The 13,395-nt window shown below is 65.8% G+C and carries 16 protein-coding genes and 1 pseudogene; 7 read left to right on the forward strand and 10 right to left on the reverse strand.

The features are described from left to right. Positions 1-21 precede the first annotated feature (21 nt). Genes G6N24_RS25170 through G6N24_RS23955 form a run of 5 tightly spaced genes read right to left on the reverse strand, consistent with a single transcriptional unit; the run spans position 22 to position 4,568 of the window. Positions 22-483: a hypothetical protein gene (locus G6N24_RS25170; RefSeq protein WP_170296073.1), complete on the reverse strand. Its 462-nt coding sequence runs from the start codon at positions 481-483 to the stop codon at positions 22-24. Between the two features lie 29 nt (positions 484-512). After that, a complete protein-coding gene (locus tag G6N24_RS22110; RefSeq protein WP_163745604.1) occupies positions 513-2,012 on the reverse strand; it encodes a tyrosine-type recombinase/integrase in 1,500 nt (499 codons plus the stop codon). Beyond that, positions 2,006-3,124: a tyrosine-type recombinase/integrase gene (locus G6N24_RS22115; RefSeq protein WP_331253178.1), complete on the reverse strand. Its 1,119-nt coding sequence runs from the start codon at positions 3,122-3,124 to the stop codon at positions 2,006-2,008. The genes G6N24_RS22110 and G6N24_RS22115 overlap by 7 nt, the downstream gene beginning before the upstream one ends. Beyond that, the gene (locus G6N24_RS22120) at positions 3,124-4,128 is read right to left on the reverse strand and encodes an IS3 family transposase (RefSeq protein WP_163745452.1); all 1,005 of its coding nucleotides are present in this window, start codon (positions 4,126-4,128) and stop codon (positions 3,124-3,126) included. Before G6N24_RS22120 ends, G6N24_RS22115 begins: the two co-directional genes overlap by 1 nt. Then, a complete protein-coding gene (locus G6N24_RS23955) occupies positions 4,125-4,568 on the reverse strand; it encodes a transposase (RefSeq protein WP_179963428.1) in 444 nt (147 codons plus the stop codon). The genes G6N24_RS22120 and G6N24_RS23955 overlap by 4 nt, the downstream gene beginning before the upstream one ends. Before the next feature lie 181 nt (positions 4,569-4,749). On the opposite strand from G6N24_RS23955, the pseudogene G6N24_RS22130 reads away from it, so the two are divergent. Beyond that, positions 4,750-5,277: pseudogene (locus tag G6N24_RS22130) on the forward strand (transposase); the annotation flags it as partial. A gap of 117 nt (positions 5,278-5,394) precedes the next feature. On the opposite strand, the gene G6N24_RS22135 reads toward G6N24_RS22130, so the two are convergent. The 4 genes from G6N24_RS22135 to G6N24_RS22150 all read right to left on the reverse strand — a co-directional run bounded on the left by G6N24_RS22135 (position 5,395) and on the right by G6N24_RS22150 (position 7,881). Then, positions 5,395-6,531, reverse strand: a complete 1,137-nt coding sequence (locus tag G6N24_RS22135) for a glycoside hydrolase 5 family protein (RefSeq protein ID WP_085161088.1) — start codon at positions 6,529-6,531, stop codon at positions 5,395-5,397. A 101-nt stretch (positions 6,532-6,632) separates the two neighbouring features. Continuing rightward, the gene (locus G6N24_RS22140) at positions 6,633-6,992 is read right to left on the reverse strand and encodes a hypothetical protein (protein ID WP_085161091.1); all 360 of its coding nucleotides are present in this window, start codon (positions 6,990-6,992) and stop codon (positions 6,633-6,635) included. Between the two features lie 50 nt (positions 6,993-7,042). Then, positions 7,043-7,441 carry a YbjQ family protein gene (locus G6N24_RS22145; RefSeq protein ID WP_085161093.1) on the reverse strand — a complete coding sequence of 133 codons (399 nt, stop codon included), beginning with the start codon at positions 7,439-7,441 and terminating at the stop codon, positions 7,043-7,045. 53 nt (positions 7,442-7,494) lie between these two features. Continuing rightward, positions 7,495-7,881, reverse strand: a complete 387-nt coding sequence (locus G6N24_RS22150) for a hypothetical protein (protein WP_085161095.1) — start codon at positions 7,879-7,881, stop codon at positions 7,495-7,497. Positions 7,882-8,020: 139 nt separating this feature from the next. Here G6N24_RS22150 and G6N24_RS22155 point away from each other — a divergent pair, with 139 nt between their 5' ends. From G6N24_RS22155 to G6N24_RS22165, 3 genes are all read left to right on the forward strand, one after another. Then, positions 8,021-8,284: a hypothetical protein gene (locus tag G6N24_RS22155; RefSeq protein WP_085161097.1), complete on the forward strand. Its 264-nt coding sequence runs from the start codon at positions 8,021-8,023 to the stop codon at positions 8,282-8,284. Between the two features lie 241 nt (positions 8,285-8,525). After that, the gene (locus G6N24_RS22160; protein WP_085161099.1) at positions 8,526-8,861 is read left to right on the forward strand and encodes a PE family protein; all 336 of its coding nucleotides are present in this window, start codon (positions 8,526-8,528) and stop codon (positions 8,859-8,861) included. A gap of 39 nt (positions 8,862-8,900) precedes the next feature. Then, positions 8,901-9,299, forward strand: a complete 399-nt coding sequence (locus tag G6N24_RS22165) for a DUF2237 family protein (protein ID WP_085161101.1) — start codon at positions 8,901-8,903, stop codon at positions 9,297-9,299. Positions 9,300-9,314: 15 nt separating this feature from the next. Here the strand turns inward: G6N24_RS22165 and G6N24_RS22170 are convergent, their stop codons facing one another. Then, positions 9,315-9,827: a class I SAM-dependent methyltransferase gene (locus G6N24_RS22170; protein WP_232070641.1), complete on the reverse strand. Its 513-nt coding sequence runs from the start codon at positions 9,825-9,827 to the stop codon at positions 9,315-9,317. A 137-nt stretch (positions 9,828-9,964) separates the two neighbouring features. Here G6N24_RS22170 and G6N24_RS25435 point away from each other — a divergent pair, with 137 nt between their 5' ends. From G6N24_RS25435 to G6N24_RS22180, 3 genes are all read left to right on the forward strand, one after another. Next, positions 9,965-10,096 (forward strand): hypothetical protein, encoded by a 132-nt coding sequence (locus G6N24_RS25435; protein ID WP_264035229.1) that lies wholly within the window; start codon positions 9,965-9,967, stop codon positions 10,094-10,096. Between the two features lie 145 nt (positions 10,097-10,241). After that, positions 10,242-11,747, forward strand: a complete 1,506-nt coding sequence (locus tag G6N24_RS22175; RefSeq protein WP_085161105.1) for a flavin-containing monooxygenase — start codon at positions 10,242-10,244, stop codon at positions 11,745-11,747. Positions 11,748-11,784: 37 nt separating this feature from the next. Continuing rightward, on the forward strand, positions 11,785-13,128 hold the full coding sequence (locus G6N24_RS22180; protein ID WP_139822440.1) for a WS/DGAT/MGAT family O-acyltransferase: 1,344 nt from the start codon (positions 11,785-11,787) through the stop codon (positions 13,126-13,128). Positions 13,129-13,395: the final 267 nt, after the last annotated feature.

Consider the following 13,395-nt stretch of genomic DNA (forward strand, 5'->3'; position numbering starts at 1 on the left):
AACCGGCCTTCGTGGTCAGGGTCAAGAGGGCGGGGTGGTGGAGGGGTTGCGGCGTAGTCGTTGGAGGTGCTGATCGAGGTTCGCTGCGACGCGCTGGTGGCGGGCAGCTTCGTCGTCCCAGCCGCGGGCTTGGGCATCGGCCTGTAAAGCGCGGATGTCGTCGAGTTGGGCGCTGATCGTGGTGGTGGCCGCTGGGTCGGGGACGAAGAAGTCGCACTGCTCGCAGATGTTGGCGTAGGGGCACGGCCCAGCGGCTTTGGGGCGGGCGCAGAAGCCGTGCGCGAGACGAGTTTTGAGCATTTCCGAATGCAGCCAGGCGACTTTGTCGGGCACCGGCGGCGCGGCGTTGACGACGGTCAGGGGGAGCAGTTGACCGGCGCGGACTTTGTCCATCGCCGCTTGGTAGGCGCTGCGGATGGTGGGCGTGGCGAGCTTGGCGTAACGCAGTGTCATCTCCGGGGTGACGTGGCCCATGAGGGCCATCAGCGCGGGCAGCCCGATACCGCCGTTAATCAGGCTGGTGCCGAAGGTATGCCGCAGCTGGTGTGGGTGATGTGCAGCAGCTTTCCGTCGCGGCCGCGCAGCCCGGCAGTGGCGGCCGCGTCGAGCAGGCCTTTGCGCAGCCGGAATGACGTTGGGCGGCGGCCGTGTTCGAGGAACAAGAACTCGGTCAGCCGGCCGTCGCGGGGATGGGGCAGCGCACGTTGGCGGCCCCGCTGGGCGATCCAGGCATCGATCACCTGCACGGTGTCGGGGTCCAGCGGCACCATGCGTTCGGAGTTCAGCTTGCCCACCGGCACGCGCAGCCAGGTGCCGTGCCCAACGAAGTCCAGCAGGCAGTCCAGTTCCAGGTCGAGCAGTTCACCGACGCGCATACCGGTAGCGCGCAACAGCAGCAGGCCGGTGCGAACGAATGCGTCATCGAGGTTGGCGACGGCACCCATCAGTGCCCGGTCGACGTCTGGGGTCAGCGCTCGGGGCAGCGCGTCGGGGGTGCGTGGGATGTCGGCGTAGAACAGCAGCCGCCGCGGCGGCGCCGAGGGCCAGCCCCAGCCGGCGATGTCTTCGAAGAAGCAGCGCAGGTCGACCACATCTTGGTGGAACACGACCACGCCGACGGTGCGGCGCTCCCGGTTCTTGCCGCGCCACGGCCGGGTCCGGGCCCATGCCAGGTAGGGCTCGATGTGGCGGGTTCGTTCGATCTGCTCCAGCCGGGTCACCTCGGGGTGCTGGTCGGCGAGGTGGTCGAAGAACACCCGCAACGCCTTGGTTCGCCCGGCAACCGTGTAGGGGCGCAGCGTAGTGGTGATCGTCTGCACGTAGCGGACCACCTCCGTGCGGATCAGCGGCTGGCGCACACCAGCGGCGTGCGCAAGTGGCCCAACTGCCACCGGCCCGCTCTGTCGCGGCGGGGTGGTCAGGCTCCCGAGTTGGTAGCAGGCCTGCTGCAAGCCGAACAGCCGGGTGCGGGCATGGTGACGCGCCGAGGCCGACAACACGGCTGATCCATCCAGCTGTCCGAGCACGGCAGCGAAGTCGTCTTCGGTCAGCTGCCGCACGGGCTTTCCCACGTGCAGGCAGATCGTCGAGGCAGCCAACAGCCCGACCTGCCGCTGCCAGTTGCTGCTCCAGCCCAGCACCGCGGCGGCCTCTGCGACCGCGGCCAAGTTGTCGGGCTCGTGGGCGGCCCACTCAACCGGCAGCCCGCACCCGCCGGGCTTGGCCAGCAGTAGCTCCACGTCAGGAACCAGGTGCCGGTGCACGAAACACCAGGAGAGGAACGGCCAAGCTTTTAGCCGGTGCAGGTCGGTTAACCGGGCCGGGGTGGGGCGGCGCATCCACACCGCCGGGTCGGGATGCTGCTGCAGGAACCGGCGGGCGGCGCGGCGCCGTTCGAACTGCACACCCTTGGCTACTGTCAGCGCGTCGACGTGGTCGTCGTAGGCCGCGAGCAGCTGCGCGCTCGTCCGAAGCGGTGCGGTGGCCGGGTTGGCGGCCGCGACGCTCACCATGGCGATTCCTTACGTGCGGCGGTGTACTCGGCGGCGAGGGTCTCGGCTGACAGATGCACGTACTTGCCCGTCGTCTCGGGGCTGGCGTGCCCCATTAAGTCCCGCAGCACCAGCAGATCGATCCCGGCTGCGGCCAACTGGGTTCCGTAGGTGTGACGCAGCCGGTGTGGCCGCACCCGCGCCGCGCCCGAACGAGCCCGGTGGGTGCGGAAGATCCGACGCATCCCCGCCTCGGTCAACGGCTGTCCCACGGTCGGCCCACGCAGCACAACGAAGCATTGCTCGGTCGCGCAATCCGCTGGCCGCTCAAGTCGAAGATAAGCAGCCAGTTCGGCGAAGAACGGCCGGTCCACCGGCACCACCCGCTCCCGGCCGCACTTGCCGACCACTCGCACCTGCCGGCGGCCGACGTCCACCTCGGCCAACAGCAGACCGCGGACCTCAGCGGCGCGCAGTCCGCCAAGCAGCATCAGCAGCACCATGGCACGGTCGCGATGGGTGCCCAGATCGGCCAGGAACGCCTCAACCTCGGCCAGTTCAAGGCTTTCCGGCAGTAGCTGTTGCTGCCGCACCAGCCGACCGCCCGGTCTGCGGTGACGAGCCGGGATATGCCCCAGCAGGCCCCGACGTGCCCGAAGCCCACTGGTGCGCCGCGGAGCCGGCACCGGGCTGGTCGTCACCACGCCGGTGATCTCCGCGAACTCGAACAGTGCTCTCACCGCGGCAATGCGCCGATTCTGCGTCGCTGGGGCAGCGCCCCGCCGCTCGCATAACCGGACCACTGTCGAACCCGCGGTGCGCTTGGGCTGGGTCTGCCAGTCCAGATAGTCGAATAAGTCGGGCGGCCGCACCTCGGCCAGACCAATGCCGTGCCCGGCGAGGAACCGCAGGAAATTCAACACGTCGTACGCATATGCGCGCCGCGTCGCGCGGGCGAAGTTCCTACCCTTCAGGTGCGCCAGAAACCGATTCACCATTGCGACGTCGTCGCTCTGCCCGGCGGCGGCATCCGCGGCAAGCAAGAAAACGTCTCCGTCACCGGCTACCCGAAGCCCCATCGGCACCTCCCACGCGGAACGGTAGCTGTCAAGGTGTTTGAGACAGCGTCTCACTATGTGGACACTATTTTCGGTTGTGGGGTCGGTGGGTTGATCCATGCCGCGGTCGGTAGTTTCGGGGGCTGTGGTGGGCTGCTAAACCGGTTGGGGTTGGCGGCGTAGGCATCGGCCATGACCCGGGCTCGTTTGGCCTGGATGTCGGCGGCGGTGCCGAAGTACACCGACGCCGGTGTGTGCAGGCCGAGCGCGGAATGGCGGTGCTCGTGGCGCAGGTAGTCGAAGAAGTCTTTGCACCAGGTGCGGGCGTGCTCGATCGAGTCGAACCGTTCGGGAAAATCGTTGCGGTACTTCAGCGTTTTGAACTGGGATTCGCTGAACGGGTTGTCGTTTGACACCCGTGGGCGCGAGTGGCTGCGCGCCACGCCGAGGTCGATTAGCAGCTGGGCGACGTTCTTCGACGTCATCGCCGAACCCCGGTCGGCGTGGATCGCGCCGGGCCGCCCGTGTAGCGCGGTCAGCTCGGCCATCCAGTCCTGGGCGATGTCGGCGTCCTCGTGGTACTCGACGCGCCAGCCGACGGGGTAGCGGCTGAAGATGTCCAGCATCACGTAGAGCTGGTAGAACTCGCCGCGCACCGGTCCCGCCAATTTGGTGATGTCCCAGGACCACACGTCGTTGGGTTGGTGGGCGACCAGCTCGGGTTTGACCCGCGGCGGGTGTGTGGCTACCCGCCGCCGTTCGCGGGTCATGTTGTGCGTGCGCAGGATCCGGTACATCGTGGACTGCGAGCACAGGTAGACGCCCTCGTCGAGCAGCTCGGCCCACACTTGGGCGACCGCCTTGTCGGCGAAGCGCGGCTGGCACAACACCGTAAGGATCTGCGTGCGCTCGGCCGCGTCGAGCGCATTGGGCGGCGGTCCGCTCGGCCCGGGTTTGCGGCGTGGACCGGCAGGGCGGTTGCGCTGCCGATACAGGCTCGCGCGCGGCTTGCCCAGCAGCGCGCACGCCTTCGCGGTCGAGGTCAGCCGCTCCACCTCGGGCAGCAACTGTGCGATCACTTCTTCGACCCGGGCCGCGTGCCCGTGCTCTCGGAGAGCGTCTCCAAGAGCGCGTGTGCTTTTCCCACCAGATCCAACGCGGCCCTCGTGCGTTCAAGCTCGGCCTCGGCCCGTTCGGCCCGCTTCCGTAGCCGTTCGATCTCGGCCTGGTCGCGGTCCTTACCACGACCGCCTGACCGGGCCAGCCCGTCCAACGCGCCCGCGTCGCGCGCTCGGCGCCACTCCACGATGTGCGATGAGTACAGGCCCTCACGCCGAAGCAGCGCACCCCGCGCACCCGGCTCGGTCAACGCGTCGTACTCGGCCACAATGGCCGCCTTGTACTCCGGGGTGAAGTTGCGCCGCCGGGGACGATCCGCCCGCGGACCCTGGGCCGAATCGGTTCCCACGCCTTCATCATCGGCGCTACCCTTCCGGACCTCAGCCAAAGTCGCCGTCATTGTTCGTTGCAATCCTTACTTGCCCTCAATACCTGGTCAGATATTTTCGAACCCTGCTGTCTCAACTAACCCTGCCAGAGAGGGGAAAGCCACCGACCTCCAGTGTCAACGCCCAAACGCCTCACTGGTGGGACCTCACATGCACCGAGCGTGTCGCCCCGACGAGGGCCGGTTAACGGATAACCTGCTGGCCAAGGTGCCCAAGAATGCGCAGGCCGACGTCAAAGCCGATTACTGGGCGATCTTCGACCTGCCGGAGGATGTTGAACCCGGCATCGACGCAGTCAAACTCGCCCAGAGCCGCATCGACGTGTTCGTCAAGCGGTGGCGCGATTCCTACCCGGCGGCGGTGCGTTGTCTGCTCGATGACCGTGAATCGCTGACGGTCTATCTGCGGTTTCCGCGTGAGCATTGGACACGGGTGCGGCACTCCAATTTCATCGAGCGCACCTTCGGTGAGACGCGGCGCCGGGTGAAGGTGATCGGCCGGCTGCCCGGCGAGCACTCCTGCCTCAAACTGGTGTGGGCGGTGCTCGACCGCGCCTCGGCCGGATGGCGCGGGTTGACTATGACCCCGGCCGGGCTACGGCTGCTGCAAGATCTGCGTCGCACGCTGCACGACCCGCGAAGCCAACTGCCACAAAAGAATTCGGAAAATCACACCGAAACCGGCGCGGCGCCGACCGAGCTTGTCGGCGTCACCGCATAGAATCATGAACGCAAGCGAGCGGGGCCTACGTCAGGCCACTTTTACACCGCTCCTGGGACGCCACCTCGTGGTACCGGCCGCAACCACAGCCGTAGTGGCAATCTCGGCGCCGGGGGATCACTCCCGGCTTTGCTCGCTCACCAGCTTCCGGATCGTGTGAATTTCGCTGTCCCGGTAGGGCCGCCCATCGGGCAGGAGGAGATCGCTGAACCATACTTTCGGCGGCGTGGTGTACGGATGGTCCCAGGAATCCCACGGCAGGTACGTCTGGGTTTTCCCGGCTACCAAACCCCAATTGAATGCACCGACGTTGCGTCGCTTAGCAATTGGCAGGATTCCCTCGACCGTGCTGCCCTGGGTCCGAGCCAGGTACTCGGTGCAAATAATCGGCCGCCCCAGTGGGGCCAGCTCAGTGATCCGGGATTCGAAGCCCGCGGGCCCGGCATAGGAGTGGAAGGTGATCACGTCGGAGTTGTCCAGTTGAATGCCACTGATTGCGCTGCGGCGCTGTGGCTCTTCCCAGTCGCCTCGCCACACGCCACTCGTCAGCGGTTGAGCGGGATCGACTGAACGCGCCCACCGGAACACCTGGGGGAGCAGCTCCGCGACACGTTCCAGCTTGTCTTTTCTCTCCACCTTGCGATACACACGCGCGGGATTGTCGGGTTCATTCCACAGGTCCCAACCTAAAACGCGATCGTCGGTGCGGAATTGGCCCAACACGCCCACCACGTAGTCGTAGAGAATGCCGCGGTAGCGGCGGTCATCGAGGTGATCGGCCCCCGGGCTTTGCACCCAACCGGAGTTGTGCACTCCAGGCCTCGGCGCGCGCTGGCGGCCCGGCCTGGGGAATGGGTCCCAACAGGAGTCGAACAAGACAAAGAGAGGTTTGATGCCGTGGCGTCCCGCGATGGCGACGAACTGTGCGAGACGGCTTTGGAAGCCCGCGCGATCCTGCGCCCACAGCTGATCGTGGAGGAAAACCCGCACGGTGTTGCACCCGTGGAATCGGGCCAATGCCAGCTCGCTATCGATGCGCCGGGGGTCGTAAGTGCCTGGCTGAAACATCTCGAGCTGGTTGATGGCGTTGGAGGTGATGTAGTTCGCGCCGACGAGCCAGCCTTGGGCTTGATACCAGCTGTTGGCACGGTCAGCTGACCACCGGCCTGGTTCTGCCGACGCGCGGGGCGCTGGGGCCAGTGCCGCGCCTGCTGCCAGCAGCAGCGGTAGCTTCAGGGCCGTCCGACGGTGCACAAGGCGACGATAATTTTTCCAGGCGATCTCCTTAGCCTTGCTTATCGTTCCGAGACAGTTTGTGATTGAAAATTGTTATCTCGTCGTCGGCCAGGCAGGCGTTAGGCGCTCACCATCAGCGGAAGTGAGATCGCGCCGGCGCCGCCCGTCACCACGATCACCCAGCGGCCGTCGACCGGCAGGGCTATCTCGATCCTGAATATCGCGAAACCGACTTCGGCGGCGGTCGCGGCTTCGGGCAGCTCGAAGGTCATATACAGCGGCTCGCCATCATTCGGTGGCCTGATCTCTACGTCGACCCGGCGTTCCGGATCGTCAGTCTCAGCTTGGGTCAGCACCACAAGCAGAAACTGGGCTGACCGGTCAGGCTCGACGGCATACCCGAACAGCACGCCGCCCGACACATTGAGCTTGTTGTCCACCGCAGAAGCCGCTTCGGCCAGGAAGGCTCCCACTATCACGCCGACGAACCTACCGCTCTGCCGGATGGCCGCATGATCGGCCGAGCAGCTCAGCCGGCGCCGAAAGGCTGCTGCGGCTGTGGCACCGTCCCATAACCCAGTTGTGTCGCGGTGTATCGGGCGGCGTCGGTGACCGGTACGGCCTGCACGGCGGTGCCGTAGGCACAAATTTCCGTCCACACGTCGCCAAGCTCGGTCGTGTCGAAGCGCATTCCAATGATCGCGTTGCCGCCCTTGTTGCGGGCCTCGTTCATCAGCCGCGCCATCGCCTCGTTGCGGCTCTCGGCCAGGTTTTTGGTCATGCCCTGCAGCTCGCCGCCGAACATCGACTTGAGGCCAGCACCGAACTGGGCGAACGCGTTCCGCGATCGGACGGTGAGTCCGAAGACTTCGCCGCACACGCGTTGGATCTCCCAACCGGGAAGGTCGTTGGTAGTGACGACGAGCACGGCACAACCTTTCTGCGAAGACGCGAAATCTGCTTCACCTGACGGGGACGCCGTCACAGGCCAAACGTTGGCGGCGTCATCTCACTCACCAGAAGTGGAAGCGAGATGGCTCCCGTGCCACCCGTCACCACGATCACCCAACGGCCGTCAACGGGCAACTGGACTTGTATTTCGAAGAATGCGAAACCGGGGAACTCGGCGACGGCGACTTCTGGCACGTCGAACTCCATGCGTATCGGCTCGTCATCCGTGGGAGGCCTGATCTCAACGTCAACGCGCCGGTTGGAACCATCGATCTCGGATTCGGTGAGCACGACAAGCACAAACCGGGCTAACCGGTCAGGCCCGACGGCAAATCTCGACACCACCCCGCCCGACACATTGAGCTTGTTGTCGACCGCCGCCGCAGCTTCGGCCAAGAAGGCCCCGGTGATAATCACACGCCGAACCTACCGCCCGGCCGACGGCCCGCGAGACCGAGGGGGGTAGGGGATTGGGGCCTGGGAGTCGGGATCCGATGGGCTACGGGTGCCGATCGTTCGTTCGTCAAGCAGTTCGTCGTATGGCAGTGTCGGGGGCGTGGACGAGCGACCCGATTATCAGAACGCAAAGGCGCCGACGGCGGGACGGACAGCACCGCCCGTGCGGCCGCCGCTGACATCAGATCAGCAGCCGGCGACCAGGGCGGATCTGTATGCCGCGGTCGATGCGCTGCGTGGCGAGATGCATGAACTGCTAGATCAGATCCGCACATTGATCCGCGAGGCGACTTCCGCTAGCCCGGCGAGCGACCCCGAGCGGGTCAAGCGCGAGGCCGACGAAAAGTTGCACAGGGACTGGTGACACCGCTGAGTCTTGGGTCATCGGCTGGCGTCGCAGCCTCCGCCGCAGCTAGCCGGAGACCCGCCGACTGCTGTAATTGGCGTCACAGATCAGAGTTGAACCACGGCGAGCGCCGGTGCATGCAATGAACCGCAGTGGTCTTCCCTCATTCTTGTAGACGCAAACTATATTCGAATGCTACTATCGCTCACATTGCCGTTTTCGAGCGGGTGAGGGGCACCCCGCAATACAGGAGACGCGAATGCAGTCAATGGCGATTGATTCGGCCGCGGGCGACATCGGTTCACAAGTCGTCGAGTGCGCAAACCAGGGGCTACAGGCCGGTGTGACGGCGTCGAACTCGTTGACCGCGTTGCCGCCCGCCGGCGCCGAGGAGGTCTCGGCGCAGGCCGTGGCGGCGTTCACGACAGAGGCCGCCCAGATGGTGGCGCTCAACCAGGCAGCGCAAGAAGAGCTGATACGGGCGGGCTCGACGATTTCAGAGATCGCCCGCATGTATGCGGATGCCGACGCCACCGCGGCCAACAGCGTGGTTGGCGTCAGTTTGCAATGGGGCTATCGACTGGCGACTGTCTAGCGCCTAAAAAGTTCACGCGGTGGGCGGGATACTGAGGCTATGCCTGATCGCCGGCCTGACCGCAATGTGCTGGGCGGCCCGTTGGAACCATGCGGCACCGAGCCGCTCACCGGCTTCTATCGGGACGGCTGCTGCTCGACCGGACCCGAGGACCGCGGCCGGCACACCATCTGTGCCGTAGTGACCGCCGAGTTCCTGGAGCACCAGCGCTCCATTGGCAACGATCTGTTGACACCCGTGCCCGGGTACCGGTTTCCCGGCCTGCTGCCAGGTGACCGTTGGTGTGTTACCGCCTTGAACTGGCTTCGCGCCCACCGTGACGGCTGCGCCGCCCCGGTGGCGATGGCGTCCACCCACGAGAGCACCCTCGAAGTGGTGCCCTTCGAGGTGCTCAAGGAGAACGCTGTCGACGTGCCCGACGACCTGGGCAACCTGTAGGGCCCGGTCAGCCAGTTACGATGCGGTGCGTCGGAGTTGGTACCGCCAGAGTTCGAAAAGGTCGTCCGCCCGCGGTGCCATCACCGGTTTGATATGGCTGCGTTCGGCCTCGACCAGTTCCCAGCCCGCCGTGCTAAAGCGCTGGCGAACCTCGTCGGCCGTCATGCCGGCGTGCAACGGCGCGGCTTTGGGTGGCCGGCGGAAGCCGTAGAGGAGAAGCGTCGCGCCCGGGGCGGCGGCATCGGAGACAGCGGTGACATATGCGGTTCGCCGGTCATCTGGAAGGGTATGGAAGCAGCCGAAATCCACCAGCAGTGTGTAGCCGGTGCCGACGTCGAGCTCATCCAAGCGGGTCACGTCGCCGAGGATGAACCGCGGCGTGACGCCGGCGGCGATGGCGCTATCCCGAGCGATCGCCAGGGCCTTGGGCACCATGTCCACCGCCGTCACGTCCCAGCCGTGTCTGGCGAGATAGATAGTGTCGGTGCCGGTGCCGCAGCCGAGATCGAGCGCGCGCCCGGCCTCCATGGCGCTCGGTCCTTGCACCAGCGCAACCAGCTCGGCCGGCGGCGCGGCCCTGCGCCAGATGATGAGCCCGACCCGGTAGATAAGCCGATACACCAGTTGGTACCAGCGCAGCCGGTCTTCGCCGCGCCGAGATCGCCGTGCACCTCCTGACCCGGCCGCTGGCCGAGAGGCTGGTGGGTTTGGAAACACCGCCAGTCGAGGTCGTCGACGAGATTGCCGCCGCCTGGTTGCGGGCGATGGCGCCGCAGCCAGACGCCGATGCCTCATGACTGGCCTCTGTCCTTAACTGTCAAAAAGTTGTCCTCTGCTGTCAAGACGCGGGGCTCCGTGCTGCCGGAAAGTGTGTTCAGTGGTAAGCCACCGCCTCCGGACGACGACGTCCGTGGGTAATCCAACCCGAACAGGACACGCCCCGTGAACTCTAAGAACTCCAGCAGCGTCGAACACGTCGACGTGTTGATCGTCGGTGCCGGCATCTCGGGCATCGGCGCTGCCTACTACCTGAAGACAATGCAGCCGGCCAAGACGTTCGCGATCGTGGAGGCCCGCGCCGATATCGGCGGGACGTGGGACCTGTTCCGGTATCCGGGGATTCGCTCGGACTCTGATCTGCACACGTTCAGCTACGAGTTCAAGGCGTGGGAAGACAACAAAGCGATCGCCGACGCGGACGCGATCATGTCCTACCTTCGCGAGACGGTCGCCGAGCATGGCATTGGGAGGTCAATCCGCTTTGGCCACAAGGTGATTAGCGCGTCCTGGTCCACCGAAGATGCCCGCTGGCTGGTCGAAGTCGAGCGCTTCGATGCCGGGCAAGACACCACCGAACGCCTCACCATGAGCTGCGGATGGTTTTTCTGCGCCAGTGGCTACTACCGCTACGACGCGGGATTCACCCCGAAATTCCCCGGCCGGGAGCGCTTTGCGGGGCAGGTCGTGCACCCGCAGCACTGGCCCAAGGACCTGGACTACCGCGGCAAGCGGGTAGTGATCATCGGCAGTGGTGCGACCGCGGTCACGCTGGTGCCGGCCATGGCCGAAACCGCCGGGCACGTCACCATGTTGCAGCGCTCGCCGACCTACATCGTCCCGGTGCCGTCGAAGGACCGCGTCGCCAACATCCTGCCCAAGCTGATCGGCCGCGAGCGGGCCCACGCCGTCGTCCGGCGGAAGAACATCGCCAAGCAGCGGCTCGTCTGGCGGCTCTGCCAGCAGCACCCCCGCGCCGCCCGGCGACTGATCCGCCACCTCAACGCCAAGCAACTCCCGACGGGGTATCCGGTCGACGAACACTTCAGGCCGGCCTACAACCCATGGGATCAAAGGCTTTGCGCGGTGCCGGACGCCGACATGTTCAAGGCCATCCGCGACGGCCGAGCCTCGGTGGTCACCGACCGGATCGAAACCTTCACCGAGCGGGGCATCCGGCTGCACTCCGGGCGCGAGCTGGAGGCCGACGTCATCATTACCGCGACAGGCCTGAACCTGCTGGCGTTCGGCGGCATCGGCCTCTCGGTGGACGGCGTTGCCGTCGACGTGTCGCAGCGGGTGGCGTTCAAGGGCTTCCTGCTCAGCGACGTTCCCAACTTCGCCTACATGTTCGGCTACACCAACTCGTCGTGGACGCTGAAAGTCGGTCTGGTGTGCGAACACTTCTGCCGGCTGCTGGCGCACATGGATGCGCACGGCCACACCATCTGCTGCCCGCAGGCGCCGGGGTCGATGCCGACCCGGCCGTTGCTGGAAATAACCGCCGGCTATGTCAAGCGAGCGGCGTGCCAGTTTCCCCGGCAGGGCGCCGAAGGTCCCTGGCGCACCTGCATGGACTACCGAGCCGACCACAAGATGCTGCGCCAGGGTCCGGTCGACGACGACCACCTGCGCTTCACGAACCTGCCCGAACCAGCCCTGACCGGCTGACCGCCCGTACGCATTCGAGGAGCACACCATGAAACTGATGTCACCGATCGACTCGCTGTTCTTGACGGCCGAGTCGCGCGAACATCCGCTGCACGTCGGCGCACTTCAACTTTTCGCCCCGCCCCGCGGTGCCGGACGAAGCTTCGTTCGCGAAACCCACCGGACGCTGCTGCAGTGCGACGATGTAGCACCGATATTTCGTAAGCGTCCCATGGGATTTCGTGGCGCGTTCGCTAACATCGGATGGACGTCCGACAACGACGTCGACCTCGGTTACCACGTGCGGCGATCCGCCTTACCGCGACCGGGCCGCGTACGCGAGCTGCTGGAGCTGACCTCACGGCTGCACGCCAACCTGCTCGATCGGCACCGCCCGCTGTGGGAAACCCACGTCATCGAGGGCCTCAACGACGGGCGTTTCGCGATCTACACGAAGATCCACCACGCGCTGGTCGACGGGGTATCCGGAATGACGCTGATGCGGGAGTCGATGGACGCCGATCCCATCGATGGTGAGTTCCGTGCGCCCTGGTCGCCGGCGGAAAAGCGGGCGCCTCGTGGCGGGCGCGGCCGCCTGCAAAGCCTCGGCGGCCTGGTGGGGTCCGTTGCCGGGTTGGCCCCGTCGACGCTGCGGTTGGCGCGCGCCGCGGTGCTGGAACAACAGCTGACGCTGCCCTTTGGGGCGCCTCGCACCATGCTCAACGTTCCCGTCGGCGGAGCCCGCCGATGCGCGGCGCAGTCGTGGCCGCTGGACCGGGTCAGGACGGTCAAAGACGCCGCCGGGGTAAGCCTCAACGATGTCGTCCTGGCGATGAGCGCGGGTGCGCTGCGCGCCTACCTCGACGACAATGACGCGCTGCCGGACATACCGCTGGTCGCGATGGTGCCGGTGAGTCTGCGCAATGACACGGACTCCGTCGGCGGCAACATGGTCGGGGCCGTGTTATGCAACCTGGCCACCCATCTCGACGACCCGGCCGAGCGTCTTGATGCCATCCACTCCTCGATGCGGGCGAACAAACAAGTGCTCACACAGCTGCCCAGGGCCCAGGCGATCGCGTTGTCCATGGCGCTGCTGAGCCCCGCCGTGCTCAGCACGCTGCCCGGCTTGGCCACCGCGACCCCGCCACCGTTCAACGTTTGCATCTCGAATGTTCCTGGCGCGCGCGAGCCGCTCTACTTCAACGGCGCGCGGATGGTCGGAAACTACCCAATGTCGCTTGTGCTCGACGGCCAAGCGCTCAACATCACGCTGACCAGTAGTGCCGACAGTCTGGACTTCGGGCTCGTCGGCTGCCGTCGTAGCGTCCCACACCTGCAGCGGGTGCTGGGCCATCTGGAGACGTCGCTGAAGGATTTGGAGCGCGCAGTCGGTCTCTGAGGATGGGCTGTCGGGCGATTGCCGACAAGCCGGTCTGCGCGCCTACACGTGGCCATCGAAACTCGAAAACCGTTGTGGCCGCGTCGGTTATGGTCAAAATGACCTCCCGAAGACCTTATGGTACGCAACGGACTCGTCGGCCAGCGCCGCGGCGCCAAACCTACGGAAAAGTAACCTGCATCAATAATAGATAAGAGTTATATTCCGTGCGATCTATAGTTCGTCATGTGCAATAAGTCCGTTTGTTGGGTGACTGAGCTTGGCAGT

It is taken from the genome of Mycobacterium lacus (assembly GCF_010731535.1).
Classification (GTDB): Bacteria; Actinomycetota; Actinomycetes; order Mycobacteriales; family Mycobacteriaceae; genus Mycobacterium; species Mycobacterium lacus.